General features: G+C 57.4%; 22 protein-coding genes. 16 read left to right on the top strand and 6 right to left on the bottom strand.

Annotated features, from left to right (window positions below; translation table 11 throughout):
- Positions 1 to 47: 47 nt before the first annotated feature.
- On the top strand, positions 48 to 524 hold the full coding sequence (locus tag RBB63_RS06125; protein ID WP_309382156.1) for a NanQ anomerase/TabA/YiaL family protein: 477 nt from the start codon (positions 48 to 50) through the stop codon (positions 522 to 524).
- On the opposite strand, the gene RBB63_RS06120 is transcribed toward RBB63_RS06125, so the two are convergent.
- Positions 521 to 1,084 (bottom strand): peroxiredoxin-like family protein, encoded by a 564-nt coding sequence (locus tag RBB63_RS06120; protein ID WP_309382154.1) that lies wholly within the window; start codon positions 1,082 to 1,084, stop codon positions 521 to 523. The genes RBB63_RS06125 and RBB63_RS06120 overlap by 4 nt on opposite strands.
- 129 nt (positions 1,085 to 1,213) lie before the next feature.
- Here RBB63_RS06120 and RBB63_RS06115 point away from each other — a divergent pair, with 129 nt between their 5' ends.
- The 3 genes from RBB63_RS06115 (at position 1,214) to RBB63_RS06105 (ending at position 3,228) form a co-directional block, all read left to right on the top strand.
- The gene (locus tag RBB63_RS06115) at positions 1,214 to 1,993 is read left to right on the top strand and encodes an alpha/beta hydrolase (RefSeq protein ID WP_309382152.1); all 780 of its coding nucleotides are present in this window, start codon (positions 1,214 to 1,216) and stop codon (positions 1,991 to 1,993) included.
- A gap of 76 nt (positions 1,994 to 2,069) precedes the next feature.
- Positions 2,070 to 2,801 carry an alpha/beta hydrolase fold domain-containing protein gene (locus tag RBB63_RS06110; protein WP_309382150.1) on the top strand — a complete coding sequence of 244 codons (732 nt, stop codon included), beginning with the start codon at positions 2,070 to 2,072 and terminating at the stop codon, positions 2,799 to 2,801.
- 115 nt (positions 2,802 to 2,916) lie between these two features.
- Complete coding sequence (locus tag RBB63_RS06105; protein WP_309382148.1) at positions 2,917 to 3,228, top strand: nucleotidyltransferase domain-containing protein; 312 nt, start codon at positions 2,917 to 2,919, stop codon at positions 3,226 to 3,228.
- A gap of 190 nt (positions 3,229 to 3,418) precedes the next feature.
- Here the strand turns inward: RBB63_RS06105 and tkt are convergent, their stop codons facing one another.
- The 3 genes from tkt to RBB63_RS06090 form a co-directional block, all read right to left on the bottom strand.
- Positions 3,419 to 5,416, bottom strand: coding sequence for a transketolase (gene tkt / locus RBB63_RS06100; RefSeq protein WP_309382146.1), 1,998 nt, complete (start codon positions 5,414 to 5,416; stop codon positions 3,419 to 3,421).
- A gap of 143 nt (positions 5,417 to 5,559) precedes the next feature.
- Entirely contained in the window at positions 5,560 to 6,492 is a 933-nt protein-coding gene (locus RBB63_RS06095; protein WP_309382144.1) for a hypothetical protein, read from the bottom strand.
- 83 nt (positions 6,493 to 6,575) lie between these two features.
- Positions 6,576 to 7,268 (bottom strand): hypothetical protein, encoded by a 693-nt coding sequence (locus tag RBB63_RS06090; protein WP_309382142.1) that lies wholly within the window; start codon positions 7,266 to 7,268, stop codon positions 6,576 to 6,578.
- Positions 7,269 to 7,415: 147 nt separating this feature from the next.
- Here RBB63_RS06090 and RBB63_RS06085 point away from each other — a divergent pair, with 147 nt between their 5' ends.
- The 9 genes from RBB63_RS06085 to RBB63_RS06045 all read left to right on the top strand — a co-directional run bounded on the left by RBB63_RS06085 (position 7,416) and on the right by RBB63_RS06045 (position 14,471).
- Positions 7,416 to 8,423, top strand: a complete 1,008-nt coding sequence (locus RBB63_RS06085) for a serine hydrolase domain-containing protein (RefSeq protein ID WP_309382140.1) — start codon at positions 7,416 to 7,418, stop codon at positions 8,421 to 8,423.
- A complete protein-coding gene (locus RBB63_RS06080; protein WP_309382138.1) occupies positions 8,420 to 9,172 on the top strand; it encodes an NAD-dependent epimerase/dehydratase family protein in 753 nt (250 codons plus the stop codon). Before RBB63_RS06085 ends, RBB63_RS06080 begins: the two co-directional genes overlap by 4 nt.
- 8 nt (positions 9,173 to 9,180) lie before the next feature.
- Positions 9,181 to 9,957, top strand: a complete 777-nt coding sequence (locus RBB63_RS06075) for a sugar phosphate isomerase/epimerase family protein (RefSeq protein ID WP_309382136.1) — start codon at positions 9,181 to 9,183, stop codon at positions 9,955 to 9,957.
- A gap of 109 nt (positions 9,958 to 10,066) precedes the next feature.
- The gene (locus RBB63_RS06070) at positions 10,067 to 11,443 is read left to right on the top strand and encodes an ABC transporter substrate-binding protein (RefSeq protein ID WP_309382134.1); all 1,377 of its coding nucleotides are present in this window, start codon (positions 10,067 to 10,069) and stop codon (positions 11,441 to 11,443) included.
- On the top strand, positions 11,440 to 12,357 hold the full coding sequence (locus RBB63_RS06065; protein WP_309382132.1) for a carbohydrate ABC transporter permease: 918 nt from the start codon (positions 11,440 to 11,442) through the stop codon (positions 12,355 to 12,357). The genes RBB63_RS06070 and RBB63_RS06065 overlap by 4 nt, the downstream gene beginning before the upstream one ends.
- Positions 12,354 to 13,196 carry a carbohydrate ABC transporter permease gene (locus tag RBB63_RS06060; RefSeq protein ID WP_309382130.1) on the top strand — a complete coding sequence of 281 codons (843 nt, stop codon included), beginning with the start codon at positions 12,354 to 12,356 and terminating at the stop codon, positions 13,194 to 13,196. Before RBB63_RS06065 ends, RBB63_RS06060 begins: the two co-directional genes overlap by 4 nt.
- Before the next feature lie 226 nt (positions 13,197 to 13,422).
- Positions 13,423 to 13,650: a hypothetical protein gene (locus RBB63_RS06055; protein ID WP_309382128.1), complete on the top strand. Its 228-nt coding sequence runs from the start codon at positions 13,423 to 13,425 to the stop codon at positions 13,648 to 13,650.
- Positions 13,651 to 13,689: 39 nt separating this feature from the next.
- The gene (locus tag RBB63_RS06050) at positions 13,690 to 14,244 is read left to right on the top strand and encodes a hypothetical protein (RefSeq protein ID WP_309382126.1); all 555 of its coding nucleotides are present in this window, start codon (positions 13,690 to 13,692) and stop codon (positions 14,242 to 14,244) included.
- 53 nt (positions 14,245 to 14,297) lie between these two features.
- Positions 14,298 to 14,471, top strand: a complete 174-nt coding sequence (locus RBB63_RS06045; protein ID WP_309382124.1) for a DUF1328 domain-containing protein — start codon at positions 14,298 to 14,300, stop codon at positions 14,469 to 14,471.
- A gap of 177 nt (positions 14,472 to 14,648) precedes the next feature.
- Here the strand turns inward: RBB63_RS06045 and RBB63_RS06040 are convergent, their stop codons facing one another.
- The gene (locus tag RBB63_RS06040; RefSeq protein ID WP_309382122.1) at positions 14,649 to 15,986 is read right to left on the bottom strand and encodes a thymidine phosphorylase; all 1,338 of its coding nucleotides are present in this window, start codon (positions 15,984 to 15,986) and stop codon (positions 14,649 to 14,651) included.
- 189 nt (positions 15,987 to 16,175) lie between these two features.
- Here RBB63_RS06040 and RBB63_RS06035 point away from each other — a divergent pair, with 189 nt between their 5' ends.
- From RBB63_RS06035 to RBB63_RS06025, 3 genes are all read left to right on the top strand, one after another.
- A complete protein-coding gene (locus tag RBB63_RS06035) occupies positions 16,176 to 16,649 on the top strand; it encodes a hypothetical protein (protein ID WP_309382120.1) in 474 nt (157 codons plus the stop codon).
- Positions 16,650 to 16,667: 18 nt separating this feature from the next.
- Complete coding sequence (locus RBB63_RS06030; RefSeq protein WP_309382118.1) at positions 16,668 to 18,164, top strand: trypsin-like peptidase domain-containing protein; 1,497 nt, start codon at positions 16,668 to 16,670, stop codon at positions 18,162 to 18,164.
- 1,094 nt (positions 18,165 to 19,258) lie between these two features.
- Complete coding sequence (locus tag RBB63_RS06025; RefSeq protein ID WP_309382116.1) at positions 19,259 to 20,902, top strand: diacylglycerol kinase family protein; 1,644 nt, start codon at positions 19,259 to 19,261, stop codon at positions 20,900 to 20,902.
- Between the two features lie 501 nt (positions 20,903 to 21,403).
- On the opposite strand, the gene RBB63_RS06020 is transcribed toward RBB63_RS06025, so the two are convergent.
- The gene (locus RBB63_RS06020) at positions 21,404 to 23,746 is read right to left on the bottom strand and encodes a phosphatase PAP2 family protein (RefSeq protein ID WP_309382114.1); all 2,343 of its coding nucleotides are present in this window, start codon (positions 23,744 to 23,746) and stop codon (positions 21,404 to 21,406) included.
- Positions 23,747 to 23,807: the final 61 nt, after the last annotated feature.

Genomic DNA, 23,807 nt, shown 5'->3' with positions numbered 1-23,807 from the left:
CAAGGTGGCGGCTTGCGTTTCAGGCGAGGTTCGAGTCTGCTGGCGGAATGATCGTTGACCACATTTCCAACTGGCAGACTTACACGCTTGGCGAGGCGTGGGAGCGGGCCTTTGCGTTCTTGAACAGCATCGGCCCCGACACGCCGGATGGCGAATACCCGATCGATGGCGATACGCTTTTTGCCCGCGTGATGACCTACGACACCAAGGCGGCCGACGCCCCCGACGCCGTTCTCGAATCGCACCGAAAATTTGCCGATATCCAAATGTCCCTCGTGGAAGCCGAGCGAATCGCGGTCTATCCCACGCATACGCTTTCGGTCAAGACGCCTTACTCTGTAGACAAGGATGTAGAGTTTTATCAATACGAGTCGCCCGCCAAGCTCCAGCTAACCATGGAGCCCGGAACCTTTGCCCTGCTCCTGCCGCAGGATGCCCACATGCCCGCGCTCAATCCTGGCGATGCATCCGTGAGCGTGAAAAAAGTCGTCGTGAAAATCGGCCTCAGTCGCCTGAAGCTTTAGGCGAGGCTTTTGACCGTCTGCAAGGCCTGCTCCACTGGCAGGTAATCGCCAAGCCGCGCCTCGCGGTGGAGCAGCGCAACCTTGCCCTCACCATCGACGATCAGCACACCGCCCTGTTGAGTCGGGTCGCCTTCGACGGATGTTTGCAGGTTGCCGCGAGCCACTGCGCGCAGGGCGTTGAACATGGCGCCCGGGCTTAGCACGGAGGCCACAGAATTCTCCAATCCCAGCGCCGCGTAGACCACTTGCTCGGGATCGGTCAGCACATCGGCGGGCTCATTGGCTAAGCCTGCCTTTTCGATGAAGCCACGTAGATGATCGACGTCGCCATTGCCCACGAAATTCACACGAACGCCGAGTTCCGCAAACGTCGCCAAATGCGGCTTCCACAAGCCCACATGCTCGCGACACGCCAGGCAACCGAAGTGGCGGAGGAACACCAGCACCAGCGCCGGCTGGGCGATCAACGACTCGACGGACACAGACTCGCCATCGCCGCGAAGCAGGGGCAGGGCGCGGATAGAGTTAGGCAGCGGTTGGCCAATTTCGACAGCGGACATAAGGCCACGATAATTGATGCTATGTATTGCGCAAACCCCAAGCGCGATGTGGGCGAAATATCCGGAACAGCCCATACACCGTGGCGATCTAATTGAACTTTTCGCCGTCGGCAGGGTATATATCTATCCATGAAACGTTCGCTTCGCACCCTTCTGCCCGCCGCGCTAATCCCCTGCGCCGCCCTTGCCGCAGGCCAACCCACGCACGACGACCTGCGCTACAGTGACGCTTATTCGCGCAGCACAATGGACCTCTGGCTCCCCGAAAGCGATAAACCAACGCCACTCGTGGTCGTGTTTCACGGAGGTGGCTTCAAGGGTGGGAGCAAGGATAAGAACATGCCGTTTCGCCACCAGTTGCTGCCGCTGGTCGATCAGGGTATTGCGGTCGCCAGCATTGGCTATCCGTTGCTCAAGGACGTCCCCGATGGCCAAACGGCAAACCCTTTCACGCAAGCCGAGCCTTACTTCGCCTGTATGCGCGAAGCCGCGAACTCCATTCGCTTTCTTCAGGAACACGCCGAAGACTACAACCTGGACCCCGAGCGCTTCGTGGTCGGCGGTTCGTCGGCAGGCGCCGTCATTGCGGAATACATCACCTACACTGAGAAGCTGGGCGTCTCCTTTTGTTTGGCAATCCAGCAGCCCTACGCAGTTGAAATCGTGACCCCGCACATCAAGCAAGGTGACCCGCCGCTGATGCTCTTCACCAAGTCCGGCGCCAACGACATGACCCATCATCCGAACTACGCTGTAGCGGTTAAAAAACACTGCGACGAAGTCGGCGTCACCTGTTGGCTTTACGGCACGAACAACAACGCGCTCCCCGAATTGCCGGGAGGCCAAGATAACTTCATCCCCCACGCAATGGAGATCATCCGTGCTGTTTGGGCGGGCGAGGTCGAGTAAACGGCAACGGTCGTTCAACAACTTCCCGATGTCGCTCTTGAAATGCTGAAGCTCAGCCGCGATAAATGCGGCGAACATGAAGCGCTTCATCTCCAGCTTGGTGAACCCTGTTACCGCGAAGGGCAATGAATCGCCAGCGCCAACACACGCGGACTTGCGCTACAACGACGCCTTTGCCCGCTGCACGCTGGACCTCTGGTTGCCGCAAAGCGATGCGCCCACGCCGCTCATTGTCATGTATCACGGCGGCGCCTTTCTCAGCGGCAACAAGGCGCGGATGCCTTACCGCGACGAGCTTCTTAACTTGCTGAACGACGGCTTCGCAATCGCCAGTGTCGGCTACCCGTTGCTGCGCGACATCGGCGCCAAGCGCACCGCTGGTCAGGAGGAATATTTAAAGCTCATTCGCGCCGCCACGACTGCGGTGCACCTGCTTAAAGAACGCGCCAACGAATACAACTTCGACCCAACGCGGGTCGTGGTCGGCGGCAGTTCCGCTGGCGCGATCATTGCCGAGTGGGCCACTTACGCCGAGCCGCTGGGCGTCTCGTTCTGCCTGGCGCTGGAGCAGCCATACGGCGTCCACCAAGTGCTGCCTTACATTACCGCAGGCTCCGCGCCGATCTTCCTGCACACGCGCTCCAGCCGCCTCGACTTAATCCACCACCCCCGCAACGCCCGCGCCGTCCAGGCCCGCTGCGCCGAAGTCGGCGTGCGATGCTGGTTGTATGGGACTGGGCGTAATGGACTGCCAGCTTTGCCGGATGGACTAACAGTCATCGAACGAGCAATGGAAGTCATTTGTTAGTAAAAGGCTCAGTAGATACGCAATATATCTCACGCCCGCTCACTTTGTTCGCTCAAGACGCAAAGACGCTGAGGCGATAAACAGTGAAATTGAATCACCTGCCAAATGATGAAAAATGTCATCCATACCTTTAGGCATATTCAGCGATCTCGCGTTTATCGAAGCTTGCCGACTGTTTCGCGTGAAGCAACTGCATGCGATTGGGTCCGTGCTGAGAAAACCACTGGAGCAAGTTCAGGACATTGATCTAACAGTTGAGTTTGAGCGTGAAGGTTTTGAGGGAGCTTTTGAGCAATTCATGGGCTTCAAGCTGCGCTTGGAGAAAATTCTTAAACGCCCCGTGGACTTGATGACACAAAATCAGTTTCGCAACCCGCTGTTTCAAGCCGAAGTCGAACAGACCAAGGAAACGGTCTATGCCGCATAGCTCACGTAAACTGCTGTTGGACATCAGCGATCGCATGTCGCGAAATCCAAGGATTTTCAGCAGGTAGGAGCTATTAATAACTTCGAAGTCTAAGCATAGCAAAAAGCCCCGCCAGCGAACTGACGGGGCTTTGTATTGCAAAGTTACTTTGTGTTGCAGAGAAAACTCTCGGGTCCAGCAGGATGCTGGCTTATAAGGACTTCGCGGCGGCGATGACGTCTTCGGCGGTCATGCCGAGTTCCTTCATCACGGTGTCGCCGGGGGCGGAGATGCCGAAGCGGTCGATGCCGAGGATCTTGCCCTTGCTGGAGCAGACGTATTTGTGCCATGGCATGGTGATGCCGGCTTCGATCGAAACGCGCTTCTGGCAGGACGAGGGTAGGATGGACTCCTTGTATTCGTCGCTTTGGGCGTCGAAGAGGTTCATCGACGGCATGGAAACGACGCGGACGCCGTCACCGAGCTCCTTGGCGGCGGCGATGCAGTGCTGCACTTCGGAGCCAGTGCCGATGAGGATCGTGTCGAGCTCGCCGGTTTCCTTCTTGGCGACGTAGGCGCCCTTGAGCGTGCCTTGGCGGCGCTCTTCGATGCTCAGCTCGCCCATGCCCGGCAGGTTTTGGCGGGACAGGATGAGGGCCGTCGGACCGTCGTCGCGCTCGATGGCGTGCGCCCAGGCAGCGGCGGTTTCCTCACCATCGGCGGGGCGGAGCACGTCGAGGTTCGGAATGGCGCGGACTGCGGTCAGGGTTTCCACGGGCTCGTGAGTTGGGCCGTCTTCGCCGACGCCCACGCTGTCGTGCGTCCAGATGTAAACGCAGGGCAGCTTGGCCAGCGCTGCGAGGCGAACGCTCGGGCGCATGTAGTCGGAGAAGGTGAAGAAGGTTGCGCCAGACACCTTGAACACGCCGTCGTAGGCGATGCCGTTCATGATGGCGCCCATGCCGTGCTCGCGAATGCCGAAGTGGAAATTGCGGCCAGCAAAGTTGTCGGTGTCGAAGTCGCCTGCGCCGTCGATGTAGTTCTTCGTTGAGCCGTGGAGGTCGGCGGAGCCAGAAATAACGAGCGGGCTGTGCTTGGCGATTTCGTTGAGAATCTTGCCGCCAGTGGCGCGGGTTGCGGCTGGCTTTTCGTCGCCGAGCGCGGGAATCTTCGCGAGCAGTTCCTCGGCAGTGAGGTGCTCGTGGCAGAGGCCCTTGGCGAGGAGCGCAGCCTTTTCGGGATTGGCGGATTCCCAAGCGGCAAACTTGCTCTTCCAGTCTGCGTAAGCAGCTTCGCGCTCAGCGGTGAGGGAGGCAAAGTAGGCCTTGGTGTCCTCGGACACGAAGAACTTTTCTTCCGGCAGGCCGAGGGCGGCGCGGGCGGCGTCGATGAACTTCACGCCAGCTTCGCCGTGGGCCTTTTGCGTGCCGGCGACTTCGGGGATGCCACGACCGATTTCGGTCTTCAGGATGATCATCTTCGGCTTGCCGTTGTCGTCAGCCTTGGCCTTCTCGTAGGCGGCGGCGATGGCGGCAATGTCGTTGCCGTCGGTGAGCGTGACGACGTCCCAGCCGTAGGACTCGTAGCGCATGGCGGTGTCCTCGTTCTGAGTTTTGTCGGCCATGGCGTCGAGGGTGACGTCGTTGCTGTCGTAGAACAGGATCAGGTTATCGAGGCCGAAGCGACCGGCGTAGGCGCTGGCTTCGCAGGAAACGCCTTCCTGGAGGCAGCCGTCGCCCGCGAGGCAGACGATGTGGTAATCGAGGATCGGCGCATCGGCGGTGTTAAAGAGCGCTTGCTGCATTTTGGCGGACACCGCATAGCCCACGGCGTTGCCGACACCCTGGCCAAGTGGGCCGGTGGTGCACTCGACCCCGTCAGTTTCACCGAACTCCGGGTGACCGGGCGTAATGCTGTGCAACTGGCGGAAATTAGCGACGTCCTCCTTGGAAACAGCGTAGCCGGACAGGTGCAGCCAGGAATAGAGGAACATCGAGCCGTGGCCGGCGGAGAGGATGAAGCGGTCGCGGTTGATCCACTTCGGTTCCTTGGGATTGCATTGCAGCGCGGAGCCGAACAGCACAGCGCCAACTTCGGTTGCGCCGAGTGGCAGGCCCAGGTGGCCGGAATTAGCGGCAGCAACGGCGTCCATGGAAAGACCGCGCGCTTCGGTTGCGGCGCGGGATAGAGCTTCTGTATTGAGTGACATGGTAGGAATAGGGGTTTATCGGTTTCTGAGCCGATGGAAAGAAAAAGTTATCCCACACGTGTAAGTTACAGTCAAGTAACGTCCCGTGAGGTTCCCATTGTCGCAGGATCATCGGTGAGATTGATGAGGATGATGAATATTTTTCACACGAGGCCTGTGGGACCAAAGACCAGGAATATGCCCACGAAGATGGCGACGGTCAGCACCCACGCCAGGGTCACTCCAAACATGGCTGCGACCAGGAAAAGCATGGTCTTCCAAACGGGCAGCTTCAGGAATATGGAGTGGATTTTTAGCGCCACGGTAAATCCCAGTAAGTACAGGCTCAGGAAGAGCAGGGGCGCCTTGGGATTTGTCTGCGCTAATGTTGGCAGATCTTCTGGGTCCCATGTCACGCCGAGATAAGGCAGCAGGGCGGCGCATGCGAAAGTGACGCCCGAGATCAGCAATAGCGTCAGCAGCCAATGCAGCATTTGCCAAATGATTGACCGAAACACTGACCAGCGGGCGATGTCAAAGAATTTACCCACCAGGTAAACGAGCAGCACATCCCACAGGATGAAAATGGCTACGGCGATCAAGCCCAGGAGTGCGAATTTGCGAGTGCGCTCGATGAGCAGATCAACATTTTCTCCGGAAAACTGTTTTTTCAGTTCGTCAGCATAATACTCGGCATCCTCGGAATTATTATCAGTCAGCGAGCGGAGCGCTTCCTGAATGCGCGCCAGGCGCTCCTGTGGATCATCGGAGAGTTGGGCATCGGTCGCTGGGTCCGCGCTTTGTTCGGTTCGTTCTGTTTCAAAGTCCTTGAAATCAGCGAAGGGGTTTACGGATGGCTTTGGCGCCGTTTTTTCACGCAGAAATTCCTGGTCTGCCTCGGAGAGGATCGTGGTGGAAATGGTAAACTCGCGGTTGTCGGCATACCGAAGGATCGTCACGTTCTCTCCGTTGATGCGGACGAACTCCCCCTCAAACGTGCGCCCATCCTGATTCGTCCACGTGCGGGCATCCAGCGCGCCGAGGGTCAAGCTCAGCGCGAGGCACAGAATCCAGATGCGGACAAGCGGCGAAATCATGGGCAATCACCATTCAGCACAATGCAACCAGGTCAATGGCGATTTGGCTCAGGTTGCGGTATTAGAATTCAAAGTTTGAGATATCACCCCCCAGCAATCATGACGGCTAGCAAGCTGATGACCACTAAAGCTGCGAATCCGAGCCCAACTATCAAGCTACAGCAAAGGATAAAGAAAAAGGTGCGGATCATCCCAATCCTCAGGAAGATCGCATTAAGGTAGAGGCTGATAAGGTAGATAATAATCGATAAAAAGATGAAGAATGGGTGATAGGCATTTTGAAGTAGCGAATCGATTGATGTCCCATTCGCCTGCTCAATTGAAGCGTAAATGAAGAAGCAGATTCCTCCCAAAACGTTGCCCACCACATTAATGAATGCGTAATATATTTGCCATAGGACAGAGCGTCCGAAAGTCCAGGAATCCAGCCTGAACAGCTTGCCCGCGTAATACACTAATGCTAATTCCAGAGGAATTAATAGTGCGATTAAGAGCAGAAAGGGCAGATCGGATTTTACAAAGTCTGCGAAGAAGTGCGATGTAGCAGAGTTCTCTATATAGTCCTGATCCTCTGACGAGAGAACTTCCATCTTCACGCGGAACACCTGCTGGTCTAAGTCCCGTTGAATTACGGCGACATCGCCTTCGACCCGTAATAAATCCCCCTCAAACGTGCGTCCATCCTGATGTGTCCAGGTCCGCGCATTCAGGAGCCCCGCCCCGAATGAGCAGACAAGCAGGGTGAGCAAAGCAAACTGGCGTACGTTTTGAATCATGGCCTATCACTTTTTGAGCAAATCCGGGCGCGTCAATGGAGTTTTGAAATGAATTCAGCACTACCTAACGCGTGATGTTTTCGCTTGACCGAAGTCCATGTTGGGGCAACTTTTAAAGGTCCCCAAGTGGGGATACATCCTTTGATTATGCTTTTTTCGGAATCTACAGCCTCAACGCCTAACGTGATCGGCCAGTGTGATGCAGCCGCAGTCATGGCCGTGCTGCGCGCAATCTCGCTGGGCAATGGCGCTGACTCAGCACTCCTGTGGCAAGCAGGCGAAATCCGTTGGGAAGGCGTGGCGACTGATCGTGTCTACAATGCCTGGTCGTGCACGAAATCCTTCACTTCGCTTTGTGTTGGGCTGATGGTGGATGCGGGCAAGCTGGACATCGATGCGCCGGCGATACGCTGGCTGCCTGAGCTCGAAACGCATTACCCGACTGTCACGCTGAGGCATTTGCTCACGTTTACATCGGGCATCCAGACGAGGGCCAGCAAAGCTGATCCGAGCTCGCCGCTCAATCCGTTTGACGTGGTTGAGCCGCGTTTTCCCATGGGGCGCTGCTTGCACTATTCGCCGGAATCAGAGTGGCTTGCGCTGGCGGTTAAGCGCGCCTGCGGTTTGCCGATGGGGGATCTGTTTCGTCAAAGAATAGGCGAGAAAGTCGGCATTGACTACGATTACTTTCGCTGGGGCGCATTGGATACCCCCGATGGGAAAAACAACGGCGGCAGCGGCGCTTTGCAGGCTGGTGTTCATTTGAGTCCACGTAACCTGCTGCTGGTTGGCCGCCTATTGCTTCAGCGGGGCGAGTGGGATGGCGAACAGCTTGTTAGCCGCTCCTGGATTGAGGAGGCGACCAGCTCGCAAAAGCTCACGGCGGTCCCCCCGTGGGACGCGCAGGATGGCTGGTATCGCGCCTGGCTGCCCGGCGCTTATGGGCTGCACAATTGGGTGAATGGCGTCAAGTTGAACGGTCAGCGTCTCTGGCCTGCGGGGTCCGAGCGGGTATTCGCCGCACAGGGCAACTTGAACCAAATCTGCCTCGTTGTGCCCGAGTGCGACGCGATCATTGTTCGCATGGGCGATGACGGCGTTATCAACATGGCCAACTACGATCTGGTCATCCAGCGGCTGAAGGAGGCGCTATGAAGATTTTAATCACCGGAGGCGGCGGTTTCTTGAGCCGTGGCATGATTGAACCCATCGTGGCGGCGGGGCATGAGCTGCGGTTGATGGACGTCTTCGATCTGAACCTGCCCCCCTACGAATGCCTGAAAGGCGACGTGTCGGATCTCAATGATGTGCGTCGTGCTGTGGATGGCGTTGACGGCATCATTATCAATCACATGGCGCCGCGTAGCCCCAATGCCTACGAGACGCCGGACTTATGCTTTGAGATCAACGTCACCGGCACGGCCAATGTGTTGCATGTCGCAGTGGAGCAGGGGATTCGGCGTGTGGTCATTTTATCGACAACGGGCGTGATTCCGCCGACCGATTATCGCCAGTGGGTGCGCACCATTCCTCAGGATACGGCGCGTGGTCTGTATGGGGCCACGAAGGTTTGTCAGGAAGCTTTGGGGCAGCAGTTTGCCCGTGAGCATGGCATGGCAATTTCCATTTTGCGCATTGGCTACATCGTGGATGCGGACGCGATGCTCGACAAATACGGACGGAAAATCGGGGAGCGCGCGCCGCTGGACTGTGATCGTCGCGATGTCGGGGAAGTTGCCCGTCTCGCGTTGGAGCGTGAAGACGCTGCGCTCGACGTTTTCCCGGTGATGAGCACGCACGAAGCGCATGAGCTCTGGGGCTCCCAGCACACCATCGACCGGCTCGGCTGGACGCCACGCTATGACTTTGACCAACTGCCTGGGCCGTCCCACGCGGGCGCTTAACCTGTGGTATGAAAATCGGCCTTTGCACCATCGCCTACCGTAACCTCGACGTGTGCGCGGTCATCCCGCATGCCGCGCGCATTGGCTTTGAGGAAATCGAAATCATCGGCAAGCAGGTGGAGGACAAGTCCGACGCCGAGCTCGACACGATTCGCGATTGTGCGGTGGATCATGGCGTCGAAATTGCCGGCGTCGCGCCCTATTTTTGGTTCACGCAGGACGAGAAGCTTTGGCGCGAGTCCATGGACATCGCCGAGCGATTCACCCACATTGCATGCCGATTAGGTGCGCGGATGGTGCGCACCTTCACCGACTCAGGCCCAACGGGAATCGGTAGTCATGCGGCCACCGAAGCGCAGTGGGCCACTGCGGTGCAGTCGCTGCAGACCATCACAGCGCGCGCGCCGGACCTTATTTTTTCAGTCGAAACGCACGAAAAGACGCTGGCCGATACGCCTGCTGCCTGTTTGCGGTTAAGGAAGTGCGTGGGCGCAGAAAACCTTCTTTTCACCTACCAGGCTTTCAAGGGCGGCGAGATCATTGGTGATTACGAGGCGATCAAACCCAGCGTGCGTCAGGTTCACCTGAATCCACACCTTGGCGACCATCCGCATGGAGACCTTGGTGATTGCGGAGTCGACTACGCGGCGCTGCTTCAGCATCTGGCGGCCACTGGCTATGCGCACAGCGTTGCTGTGGAATTCTGTAAAGAAGGCGAGGCAAGCTGGGAGCGCCTTGAGCGGAATCATCACTGGCTCCGTGAACAGATTTTGGCGCCAGGATAGGGAGTGCTGGGAATTGATAATGTTGATGGCGGATAGGATTTTATTGTACAGCCACATTGTCATAAACCTCGCTTGCTTTCTGTAGGTTGGGCCGTTTGAATTCCGTGGCATGACCGGGCGTAACGCCGTCGCCAGTTTGCCCCATTGCCTGCTTCTTTCAGCCTTACTGATTGCAGCGCTTTTCTTGGGCGGGTGTGTTGACGAGGCGCAGCAGGACGGCCGCATCCGGATCGAATACTGGGAAGTGTGGAGCGGCTTCGAACGCGACGCCATGCAATTGCTGGTCGATGAGTTTAACGCCTCTCAGGACCGCATCTATGTCAATTTCCTCTCGGTCAGCCAGATGGAGCGTAAACTGCTGCTCGCGACCGCCAGTGGGAACCCGCCCGATGTGGCGGGCATTCGCTCCGCCGATGTGCCAGTGTTTGCCGAGAATGGCGCATTGACGCCGCTTAATCGCTACGCGGAGCTTTATGGTGTCGAGGAGGCGGATTACCTGCCCGTCGTGTGGGACTTGCACACGCTGCATGGGTGGATCTGGGGGCTGCCTACTACGCCAGGGAACACGGCTCTGCATTGGAACAAGCAGCTGTTCCGCGAAGCCGGACTTGATCCAGAAAAACCGCCAGTGACCATTGCGGAGCTCGAAGCCTTCAACGACCAGTTGACCCGCTACAATGAGCGCGGAGAAATCGAAGTCCTCGGGCATCTGCCATCCGATCCCGGTTGGTGGCAGGACGCCTGGTGCTACTGGTTTGGCGGTCAATATTGGGATGGCGAGCAGATTACTGCTGACGCCGCTGGCAATGTTCGCGCGCTGGAGTGGATCGGTTCCTATCCTGAACGCTTCGGGTATGCGCAGCTCCTTGCCTTTAGAGACCTGAGCGGTAATTTCGCCTCGCCGCAGAATCCGTTTTTCCAAGGGCGCATTGCGATGCAAATTCAGGGGCCGTGGATGTATAATTTCATCAATAACTTTGCTCCGGACGATTTTGAGTGGGGGGTGGCGCCATTTCCCACCGAGAGCCCAGAGGACTATGGCGTGAATGTCGTTGAGACGAACCTGTTGGTGATTCCTCGGGGCGCGAGGCATCCCGATGAGGCGTTTGCATTCATTGCGTGGATGCAGCGGCCTGAAAATATCGAGCGGCTATGCCTGCTGCAGCGCAAGTTCTCGCCATTGTCCGAGGTCAGCGAAACGTTCTATGCGGAGCACCCGAATCCGTTTATCAAAATCTACCGTGATCTGGCCGCCGATCCCCGAGCCACCGCCCGGCCGCCGCTGACCACCATGCACGAATATCAGGCGGACATGATTAACGCCAACGACAGCGTCAGCCGTGGGGACGCCACGCCGGAGCAAGCGCTGGCTGAGGTGGAGCAGCGCCAACAAAAGCTGTTCGACCGCATGCAACGGCGCTGGAACAAAGTGCAGGAATCACGTCAGCAGGAATGGACCGCGCTCAACGAGGAGGCGGCGAAATGACCCGACGTGAGCGCACCAATCTCAGCCTGGGGCTCTTGTTCATCAGCCCGTGGATCATTGGCTTTCTGCTAATGTCGTTTTATCCGTTGGTGAGTTCGTTTGCGTTGTCCTTCACCGATTATTCCACGCTTTCCAAACCAGTTTTTATCGGGGTGGAAAATTACACGGATATGGCCGTCGACAAGTTGTTCTGGCAGTCGATTTGGAACACGGCTTACTTCGCTGCCTTAAGCATTCCGCTCAATCTCGGCATTGCGCTGTTTCTCGCCATTTTGCTCAACTTCGATCTGCCGGGGAAAAAGATTTTCCGGACAATTTATTTCCTGCCCTCGCTCGTGCCGATGGTTTGCCTGGCGGTGCTTTGGCAATGGATGCTCAACGGGCGCATTGGGCTCGTAAATTCCGCCCTGCGGCCCGTGACGGAATTGCTCAATGGCGCCTTGGGGACGAGCTTCATGCCGCCCAATTGGCTGGCTGATCCGGCCTTCGCCAAGCTCGGTTTGATTTTGGCTGGAGCGTGGGGCGTGGGCAACATGGTGGTCATTTTCCTGGCAGGCCTGCAGGATGTGCCACGCACGCTTTACGAGGCAGCCGACCTCGACGGGGCCAACTTTTGGCAGAAGACGCGTCACGTCACGCTGCCGATTATCTCGCCGGTCATTTACTTTAACGGCATCATGTCGCTGATTGGTTCTTTCCAAGTCTTTGCGGTGCCTTATGTGATGATGCAAGGGGGGGAGGGGCCTGGGCGGTCGATGCTGTTTGCGGCGACTTACATTTTCAATAAAACCTTTCGTAGCCTGAGTATGGGCTATGCCTGCGCGATTTCGCTGGTGCTGTTTATCATTATCCTCGGGCTCACCCTGGCGGCGACCAAGCTTTCCGCGCGCCACATCCACTACGAAGGCAAATGACGTCCGAAGCCGCCAGAAAAACGCAAATGATCTGCCTCTATGCATTGCTCGTGCTGGGGGCAATTGCCTTCCTGGCGCCGTTTCTGTGGATGGTGTCCACGTCGCTCAAGCCGCTCAACGAAACCATGTCCATCCCCCCCCGATGGCTCCCGCGCGAGTTCCTATGGTCAAACTACCCGGAGGCCATCGACGAGATGCGCTTCTTTTGGCGCTATTTGGGCAATACGATTTTCCTGTGCGTGTTGACCGTCATCGGCACGGTGCTGAGCAGCTCGATAGCGGCCTATGGCTTTTCGCGGATTGAATGGCGTGGCCGTGACCAGGTGTTTATTCTCGTGCTGGCGACGATGATGATTCCGTTCCCGGTCGTCATGGTTCCGATCTACACCTTGTTCAAAGTCATTGGCTGGACCGGCACCTTTAAGCCGTTGTGGGTTCCGACCTTCTTCGCCGGCGCCTTCAATGTCTTCCTCCTGCGACAGTTCTTCCTGACGCTTCCCAAAGATCTCTCTGAGGCCGCGCGTATCGATGGCTGTAATGAGTTTCAGATTTTCTGGCACGTCATCCTGCCCTTGGCCAAGCCCGCGATGATCGTCGTGGCGTTGTTTCAATTCATGGCGACCTGGAATGACTTTATCGGGCCGCTGATTTACCTGAACGATCAAAAGGACATGACGCTCGCCCTTGGCTTGCAGGCTTATCAATCGCAGGGTGGAGGCACGAGCTGGAATTACCTGATGGCTGCCTCGACGCTGATTGTGCTCCCGGTGATCGTGCTTTATTTCTTCTGCCAGCGCTACTTCGTCGAAGGCATCGCCACCACCGGCGGCAAAGGGTGAGTTTTTCTGAGGCGTTTTCTGGCCCTCACCTATAATTCAGATGCAAATTGCTTTACCATGCAATCTGCGTGATTGGCAGCGGTGAGCGGCTCGCGTTCTGCATGATTACGTGGATTTGATCGCGCATCGTTAAGTTTGTTGTTGCTGATCTTCAGTGAGTTATGGATTTGGTGTCGGGTTTGGCAGGGGGCGTGCAAATTATCAAGCACAAACCAAATAACACATCATGAAAAACATCACTGTATTGACCATTGCTTTCGCCCTGACCTCTGCCTTGGCCTTTTCTGGCTGTGATGGCGAAGTGGGTGATCACTTGGAAGACGCTGGCGACTCGATTTCTGATGCCGCTGAAACTGCCGCCGACAACACGCAGGATGCAGTTGAAAATGCTGGCGAGCATGTAGGCGACGCTTTCGAAGAGGCTGGAGACAATATCAAGGACGCCACGAACTAGCGTGAAGCGATTTCTAAATTTAACCTGAAAGGCCCCACCATGAAGAAGCCATTATCCATTTTTATCGCTGCAAGCGCCGTTACTTTACTGGGTGTTGGATGCGATGCTGACCAAGCCAAGGCAGTCGAGCAGGTTGACGTCGCTGTCGGCATGGAAAAGAAAGCCAGTGAGTCGCCCGTTAATGGCGCCACTGTATCGAACGCGAAAACTGAAGCGCGCACTTACGCCACGACTGTTAATCGGCCTGCTGGTCAGGATGACGACGCCGAACTTTCGCATTACCCGATCATCGCCAAAGTCGACGTAGATGAGCCCGGTTACGACCTGGAAATCAAAAAGGTGGTCGAGCTCTACGGCAAAATCGCCGTCATCTCAGAGCTGAAAAAGGCAACAAGCGGCAATAGCGCCAAGACGGTTGTCCAAGACAGCGTGCACCTCGACCATGAGCCTCAGGGAGACATCGTTCACTACGTGATTACGGATTTGGACAATCTCGAAGGTCAGAACGGTGAATACCATTTCGGGGCCTCGCTCGCAGCGTTTGGCCTCAGCCCAGATGAAGGACGCGTTATTTACGTTAGCTCAGCTTACTAAGTCAACGCGGCCGATCATTTAACCCTCATATTGAACCTTAACCCACACACACCATGTTAAGCTGGACCCTCACATTTTTAGTCATCGCAATCATTGCCGCCGTTTTTGGCTTCACCGGCATCGCCGGGGCAGCGGCTGGCATCGCCAAGATCTTATTCTTTGTCTTTCTGGTTTTGCTGATCGTATCCGCCATCGCTGGCGCTCTGCGCGGCAACAAACCGATGTAACCTCTTTCCTGAAATAGAGTACAGGAGTCATCACAGTAGCGAAACAGATAAAAAGCCCCCGGCCAGGAGTGACCGGGGGCTTTTGCATTAAACTGTAACCGTCTCCTCTGTGCTTGCCTCGCCGTGCGACCCAAACTTTGGACGCTGCGATGCGCAGCATCGAGGTGCTTGCGACGCCTAAGCGACGCGTTCGACGATGAGCTCGGGCGGATTAGGGCGCTTCGGCGCGAGGCGATAGGCGCTGCGCAAGTATTCAAGTGCGCTGTCCAGCTTGGACTCGTCGTTGTAGTGGATCATCATGAGCGGCTCACCCTGCTTGACCTGGGTGCCGACCTTCTTGATTTCCGATACGCCGACGGCTGGATCGTACTTGCCGTTCTTGCGCTGACCGAGGATCTGCACGCCGCGGGCAATCTGGCCAGCGTTGATCGTGTGGACGTAACCACGCTTCGGGGCTGGCAGTTTGCGGACATACTTGGCGGCGGGCATTTTCTCCGGATCGTCGATCCAGTTGGTTTCGCCGCCCTGGGCTTCGATCATTTCCTTAAATTTGTCGAGCGCCGAGCCATCCTTGAGGTGCTTTTGCACAGTCTGCTTGGCCGACAGGGTCGAGCCAGCCACGCCTGCGAGGCGGACGATCTCCATGCCGAGCTTGAGCACGAGCTCCTGCAGGTCTTCCGGGCCTTCGCCCTTGAGCAGCTTTACGGCTTCGAGCAGTTCCAGACCGGTGCCGACAGTGTCGCCAAGGGGCTGGTTCATATCCGTGACGAGGGCTACGCAACGACGCTTCATGCTGCGACCAACGCGGGTGATGCTGCGGGCGAGCTGCTTGGCCTGCTCAACGTCTTTGATGTAGGAGCCATTGCCCCACTTGACGTCGACCACGAGGCCTTCGGCGCCTTCGGACAGCTTCTTGGACAGGACGCTGCCGGTGATGAGCTGAAGGCTCGGGATGGTGGCCGTGCTCTGGCGCAGGTTGTAAAGGATGCCGTCGACCGGAGCAATTTCCGGATGCTGGGAGACGATTGCGCAACCAACGTCGTCCAGCTGCTTGATGAAGTCCTTCAGCTCCATGTTGGGCTTGAACTTCGGAATTGCGTTCAGCTTATCGAGATTGCTGATGACGAAATTTTCGTCCACGCCATTCATCGCGGGCATGATCACGCCACAAGCGGCGGCCAAAGGCGCGAGCACCAGAGTTGTTTTGTCGCCAACGCCGCCAGTGGAATACTTGGCGATCTTGGGACGCGTTAATTTAGAAAGGTCGATAACCTCGCCGGAGAGCATCATCTCTTCCGCTAGAACGGCCGTTTCCTGAGCGGACATTCCTTGGAAGTAGATGGCCATGGCCAATGCGGCCATTTGGAATTCGGGCATTTCCTTGTCGAGAATCGAGTCGACAATAAAGCGAATTTCCTCATCCGTGAATTCACCCCCGTCGCGCTTTTTCTCGATGAGATACGAGAAAGAGGGTTTGATGAACTTGCGAGAAGCCAATAACGATTTCTGCGCCATTGATATATTTGATAGCTTGTGAGTTGATTGTGCGCTACTGCGCGTAAACCTTCTAAAGAGAAGGAAAAGCGCCTTCTTGTCGAGCTTTTTCTAACTAAACGTCCGTTTTATCGGGTCATTTTGTCGCCAATGCCTCGATTTCGAGAGAAATGCCGCTGCGATTTGCCAAATTCGAAACCTTCGGCGAGAATGAATGTCCTTCTAGCAGGCATGCATTCATCGCGGATATCCATTTTCGCCCTGATAACGCTGTTAGCCGTTACCTCGGCTTCTGCGGGCATCGTTGGTTGGTTGACTGAGGAGCGGGCTGACTGGGATTTCATCCAGAAAACCGGTGGCGTGCGCGTTGAAAGCGTCGCGCCGACCGAAGGTGGTTGGTTGCTGACGATCCGCTACGATGTAACGGGCCTGACCAAGGTGACCCGCGAACCGGAGCAAATGAACTCAGGCATGATGGTGCACCGCGTAACTGCGAAACCGACGGTGAGCGACTACATCGACCTGGAAATCCGCACTTCCGCCATCGAGGCGGGGGCCAGCCCCAGCACCCTCCACACCTGCAAGCTCCCCCAACTGCGCTCCGGCCATTACCGGGTCTACTATGGAGATCCGAAACTCCAGCAATTGGTGGGAACCATCACTATTCCCGAGCCCAGTGAATAATTTTCTTAAATCAACATCATGAATCGTTCCCTCCAACTCTCCCTCGCATTCTCGATAACAGCAGCGTCGGCGATTGTGGCCGGGTTTGCTGGCAATAAACTCCTTGCCGACAACGACTTGCCCGCAGCCAAGCTCCAGCGCGACACCACGCCGCTTGAGCGGAATGGTCCGCGCATTGTCAGCTTTGCTGATGTCTTGGACGGCGTCACGCCCGCCGTGGTCAGCGTCCACACCTCCAGCTACGCCGAGCTCAGTCGGCAGGAGCGCATGCTGCGCCGCTATTATGGCATGGAGGATAATCCCACCGTTCAAGGGGTTGGCTCGGGCTTCGTGGTGACTGCCGACGGCTATGTGCTGACCAATAACCATGTTGTTGCCGGTGGTCCGGGGCGAGGCGAAGCCGACGAGATCATCGTGCAGCTCAATGATGGGCGCGAGTTTGAAGCCACGGTGATCGGCGCTGATCCGTCGTCCGATGTGGCGGTGATCAAGATCGACACCGAAGGCGAATCACTGCCATTTCTGCCGCTCGGCGACAGTTCGCAACTGCGCGTGGGCGACATCGTTTTCGCCGCTGGCAATCCCCTGGGGATCGGGTTAACCGTCACCCAGGGCATCGTTTCCGCCCTGGAGCGGACCGATCTTGGCATCTTAAACACGCGGAACAGTCCAGGCGTCGAAAGCTTCATTCAAACCGACGCCGCCATCAACCGGGGCAACTCCGGGGGCCCGCTGGTGGACGCCCAAGGCCGCGTGGTGGGGATCAATTCCGCCATCGCCAGCCCGACGGGGGGCAGCATCGGCATCGGCTTCGCCATCCCAATTAATTTTGCAGCTCAGATCATGGACAGCCTGGTGAACGACGGGGAGGTCCGCCGCGGCTTCATTGGCGTGCAACTGGACCCGCTTAGTCGGCAGCTCGCGCTCGCTTTCGGGCTCAACAGCACCCGCGGCGCACTGGTCGTGCGAGTTACTCCGGGCATGCCTGGCGATCAGGCTGGTTTGCAGCACGGCGATGTGGTGACGGCGGTTGACGGGCAAGGCGTCGACTCCGTGCAGGAGTTGATCTACCTGATTTCCAGTCGTGCGCCCGGCAGTGAGGTCGATTTGGCGGTGGTCCGCAATGGCGAGCCGCTGAACATCGATGTCACCCTCGGCGACCGCGAAAAATTGCTCAATGGGCCGACTCCGGCGCCCACCAGGCCCGCGCCTGAACCGGTTGTCCAACCTGTTGTGCTGACCAAAGGACTCAGCGTGACCCCGATTACGCCGCGTGACCGCATGGAGCACGAGATCCCTGGCAACGTGCATGGCTTGCTGGTGTCCGGCGTCGGCGAGAAATACAGTGAGCTTCTGGAACCCGGCATGGTGATCGAGTCCATCAACAACGCACCCGTCCACAATGCAGACGAGGCCAAAGCAGCGCTCAACCCAGACGGCTTGAACCGACTGTATGTCTACTATGATGGCGGCTATCGCTACGTGCCTCTGATCATGCCGAAAGAGAAGTCTTAAGGTGTGTTCGAAAAGGTGGAGCCCGGTGTCCCTACCGGGCTTGGTATTGCCTCTCCGTTAACCCGCTGGATGAAACAAGCCCGGTAGGGACACCGGGCTCCACCTTTTGTGAATGTATAGAACTTCACTGACACCACACTGGAGGGCGTCTCTAGCATGCGGATGACTTGGCCGAGGGGGCCGGGGGGGGGGTAAATCCGCCTCAAATGGATATCAAAGAACATTGCTCGACCCGCCCGCTCGCCGGAAACGAGGCGCAGGTGGGGCGCAGGCGACTCAGGGGTCGCCGGCCGGAGCGACGGATGACTCCGTCGCCCACACGTCGACGCGGCGCTGACCAGGCTGGCATAAGGCGTCGGGCAAAGAGTGGGTCGGGCAAAACTGGGCGTCGCGGACTGGTTGCTGTCACCAAGTCAGCCCGCGAATAAGCCCGTTTACCCGTCACGCAATGCACGCGGCCTGAATGGTCCCGCATGGCGTCGACTGGGATACCTTCGCGGTGGTCGCTAAGGCGGGTGTTGGGGGGAGGGGAGGTTCATGGGTTTGAAGGTTTGGAAGTTCGAAGGTTCGAAGGTTGGGATGTGGGTAATGTGGGTAGGGTGGGTAAGGTTGGACGAGTTGGGAGTTTGAGTGGCGCGGTTAATGTAGCATAGGCGTCCGGCCTGTGCCCTGACTTCCAACTGTCTGAATACACGGGCGGGACACCGGTACTACGGTGATGCGTCTGTGTGAATTAGATGGGGTAGAGCACAGGCGGGACGCCTATGCTACGGCCGGGAGGCAACGCAGGAAGGCGCTTTGAGTGATCAATAAGACACTAATCTATGGGAGCCTGATTACAAACAAAAAGTGAACGCGCGAGCATTTTATTAGTGAGTGGCTTTCACTATTAACTCACGCTGATAATCAACGGCTTACATACGCAAGTTTGAGGGCCGAACATACATTTTAGGCCCTCCCTAGTGGCTGAGGGGAGAGTTTGTTGAGGGTTCCCTCAGAATATACGGGTCGCCAATCCGGAAAACGTGGGCGGTGGGTTGAAAATCGGCCGTTTTTGCCAACCTTGGTTAACCTGAGACACTCCTAAGTCCGCTATGCTCAAAGAATTAAGCCACGGCGTGTATTACCTGATTGGGGCCATCGCCACCGCAATCGTTGGCTGCTTACTCCCTTGGCCTTTGCTGATTCTCTTCCTGTGGATCGCCCTCGGGGCGGCCTGGTTTGGAGTTGCCTACTTAACCAGCCGTGGCGGGCTGCTCTTTAAAACCGAAGAGGGGCGTTTGCCTGGCTTCATCAAGGCTTTGCTGTTTCCCATTTTGGTCGGGGTGACGGTCTATAACATCATTGCCCGTACCCGCGATGGGCAGCCTGCGATGCAAAAGCTTCGCCATGGGGTCTGGCTGGGCCGCCGCCTCCTGCCTACCGACCGGGCCATCATCGACGAAAGCGCGATTAACGCCATCCTCGACGTGACGGCGGAGTTTGACACCCTGCCGCGCAAGATGCTGCCGAGCGACGTGGCCTACCTCAATGTGCCCGTCATGGACCACGAGCCCCTCAGCCTCGCCCAGCTCAAGCGCGCCGTCAGTTGGGTGCACGAGCAGCGCCGCGCAGGCCGCCAAGTGCTCATCCACTGCGCCTTGGGCAAGGGCCGCTCGGTCATGGCGGTGCTGGCCTATTTTAAGGCGTTGGAGCCTGAGCGTAGCTACGAAAGCCTGTTGCAGGAAATTAAGGATATCCGCCCGATTGCCCGCCCCAACGCTTTACAAATGAAGCTGCTGGAGCGCTTTGCCCAAGAAGAGCACCAGATCGAGAAACCACGCACTTGCCTGATTTACAACCCTGCGTCTGGCAAAGATGGCGTCCCCAGCGAAGAAACCAAGGCGCACATCCTTGAGTTGCTTGGACCGTTCATGGACATCGATGTTGTCGAGACGACGCCGGACATCAATGGCGCTGATCGCGCGCGGGAAGTGCTGCCGCAGGGCTACGCGCAGATTCTCGCCTATGGCGGCGATGGCACCGTGGGAGAAGTCGCTGGCGAGTTGATGGGCACGGATACGCCCTTGGGGATTCTGCCAGGCGGCACGGCCAATTCGCTCGCCACCTGCCTTTACGGAACCGCTGTGCAGGCCGACCCCATCCGCCACGCTTGCCACTGCATTCTACAGGGGCACATCGCCGAGATTGACGGCGCTCAATCTAACCGGGGGACGTTTTTCTTGCTGGCGGGCATCGGGCTCGAAGCTGGCATGGTCGAAAAGGCGGATCGCGGCGCCAAGGACAAGAGCGGCGTAATGGCCTACCTGATGGGCGGGCTCGAGCACATCGCGGAGCAGGAAGCCTTTGACGCCACGGTCGAGATCGACGGCGAAACCCACACTTACCAAACTGGCAGCATTGTCATCGCCAACGCAGCGCCGCCAACTTCGGTGTTTGCGGGCGGACTGAAGTTTGCTGATTTCAGCGATGGGCTGCTCGAAGTCACCATCATTTTAGCCTCAGAAGATCGCGACCCGCTGAGCGCTGCGTCAGTCGCCGATCTGGTCTTCCCCAGTGACGAGGACGCCGACGAAAACAGCTCCATCGTCCGCCTCAAAGGACGTAAAGTGAAAGTCACGACCAAGCCCGAGCAGAGCATCATCATCGACGGCGAAACCGGCTTCAATACTCCCATCGAGGCAGAGTGCGTCCCTGCCTCACTGAAGGTTTTTCGTCAGCCGGAAGAGGAGGAATAAAGCATTTTGGGGCCAGAAAATTGAAAGCAGAGCCTAAGGCCAACGGACATTCAAAATAGCAATTCGTCCAGGAGTAGAATTATCATAAGTCCCTGAAGATAAGCACCAAAGGTGCGATTTCATTCTAGCCTAGGGTCAACGTAAGTCGCAGCGCGACTGAAGTGCAGCCCTAGGAATCAGGACACAAACAAACCTCTAAGCCCTGAAGGGGCGGCTTCATGAGGCCGTGCTTTCAGCACTCCAAAGAAACATTGTTGATTATTCCTAGGGCTGCGCTTCGTCGCTTCGCTCCTTGCTGACCCTAGGCTAGAATGAGACCGCGCCTTTGGCGCTCAGAATGAATGTCCGTTGGCCCTAAGGAGTGTTCGAAAATGCAAAAAAGCTATTTCAAAAGGTGGAGCCCGGTGTCCCTACCGGGCTTGTTCCATCCAGCGGGTTGACGGAGAGGCAATAGCAAGCCCGGTAGGGACACCGGGCTCCACCTTTTCGAACAGAACCTAGTCAGACAGCGGTAGCGCGACGGCGGCGAATCAAGGCCACTGAGCCTAGACTGAGGAGGCCGGCCGCCAATGCGTAGGCGCTTGGTTCCGGCACGACCCCGGTCACGGCGAAATTGCCGAACGTATCGATGCTGAAACTCACCCAGCCGTCGAGGTATTCGCCGAGTTCGGGATCGTAGGCAGCCCATGAGCTGGAATCGTCAAGCTGGTAGTAGATATTGATCGACTCGATATCCTCGCCCACGTCGAACGAAAGTAAGCCCAGGAAGTCGCTGGAGATGGAAGAATCGATCGCATAAGCCCCCAGCACCGTCTCGCCAGCGATCGCCCCAACCGAGATTTCCGCAACGGTGATGTCGATGACGCCGATCGGCTCGCCAAAGCTGATGATGAAATCGCTTTCGCCCGGCGTTTGCTGGATGGCAAGGCGTTGGGCCCCGGCGTCAAAGTCCGTCAAGCTGGCGGATTTGGTCTCCGAATCCAGGAGCAAGCCAGTGTAATCACTCACCAGAAAGCCGCCTTGCGCGCTGCTCCACCTGCCGCCGACGCCAATGAATTCTGAGCCCGTGATGCCGGAGCTCGCCTTGATGGGCGTCGCCAGCCCGGCGGGCATCAACGGACCCGCCGCCAAGGTGATGCCGCCATTATTGATGACGCTGCCTGTTCCGTCGGCGCCGGCTTCCAGCATATCATTGCCGGACACGATGATGTTTACGCGGCCTGTGGATTCGATGTGGATGTCGTCCGCCGTCATGACGCCGCCGCCGTTGGAGATGTTCACCGTGCCCGAAGCGCTAACGTTGAGCGATTGGCTGCCCAGAAAGCCGGTCACTGCGAGCTTTGCTTCGCTCCCGGCGCCCCCGACCGTGCTGGCGCCCGAGTATTGATTGACGCCGCTCAAGGCCAGTTTGCCCGCCTGCACATCAATACCGGCAAAAGTGTTGCTTCCCGACAGGTGCAGCTCGCCGGTCCCTTGTTTGATCAATTTACCAGGGCCGGAGATGTCGTTGTTCCAGAGGTCCTTGGCGTGAAAACCGCCCTGTGACGCGTCCATGACGACAGTCGTGTCGCCATCCAGTGATCCGTAGCCGCCAGCAGCGTCGAAGAGATTGAGCCGGAACCAGCCCGCATAGTCGGGATCTGTGTTGTCGAGTGGCGCGCCTGACTCGATCATAGTCGAGCTGAGGACATCCAGGCGTTGCTGAGTCGTCAGGTAGGGAAAACGAGTCGCCAAGAGCACCTGCGAAGCCTCGGGGGCGACAGCTTCAAGGTCCGTGCTGTGGGTGGGGGTGAGGTCGTAGGTCATGCGGTAGCGATATAATTCCCGCGCCTCATTCAGCTCTGCGCCCGACATGCCTTGGTTGAAGATATCCGTGCCGTCGCCCGCGCCGATGATCTCCCGGAAATCAACTGCGCCATCCATCAGCGCGTTGTAGTTATCCTCATCCTGAAGGTATTGGGCGATGGTGTACATCGCGTTGGTGCGGCCGCCCATGACATCGAGCGTGTAATGGTGGCCCATGACGATGCGCCCATTGCCAAACTCGGAGGCGCGGAGCATCATGTCCTGGAATTTTTCGGGGACCATGATGGCGAACAAGAGACCGCTGCTGAAGGCGAAGTTCGTGTGGCCACTGGCGAAGGACGCGCTGTCAGCCAAATTGGTCTCTTCGCCCACGTTGCTGATGTCGGACCCGACTGGCGGCGGCGTACCGCCGGAAACCGGAATGGCAAACTGCGGGCCGCTAAACTCGACGATGCTTTTGCCCACGTAGGGCGCCACTTGAAACGGACGCGGGTCGCCGCTCGAATTGGGATCAGGCGATACGGATGGGATGTAGGCCAGCTGATAAATATTTGCCTGACCGCCAGAAGGAAAATCGATGGTCAGGTTTGAGCTGTCTCCGGAGCCGAAGAATTGTTTGCTCAGATCGAGACCCGACCAGGTGTATTCCATGCTGTTGTAGAGGGCGTCGTAGATGCTGCCCCCACTCAAGGTGGTGATATCCCCTGCGTAGATCGCGGCAAAATAGCGGTTACTGTAAGTGCTGCCCAATCCAGTCGCCATCGTCGTAGCCAGCTCGGAGTCGATATTGTAGTCATGAATAGCCTGCTGTTGCTCGGCGGCGGTGGCGTTGTTTTGAATGTAGAATGAGGTGTCCAAGTTGTCCTGCAGCGCCTGAACGCCCTCTGGCGTGCTGAGGAGTTGGCTGAAGGGCATGAGCAGTTCCACTGAATCTGCGGCATAGTCTGGGTAGGTGTCATCTGCGTTGGCGACATCTGAGGAGAAGCCCAGAAGGAGTAGGCTCCCTAAGGAGCATTGAACGACAGTAGGCAGTTGCATGGCAATATGTAAGGTCATTTGCTCCCAATTTGCAATGGGGCATTTGCCGATTGCCCATGAC

The organism is Cerasicoccus frondis, assembly GCA_031296915.1.
In the GTDB taxonomy this organism is placed as follows: Bacteria; Verrucomicrobiota; Verrucomicrobiia; order Opitutales; family Cerasicoccaceae; genus Cerasicoccus; species Cerasicoccus frondis.
The sequence above is the reverse complement of the archived record's forward strand: the minus strand, read 5'-3'. Positions and strand labels throughout refer to the sequence as shown.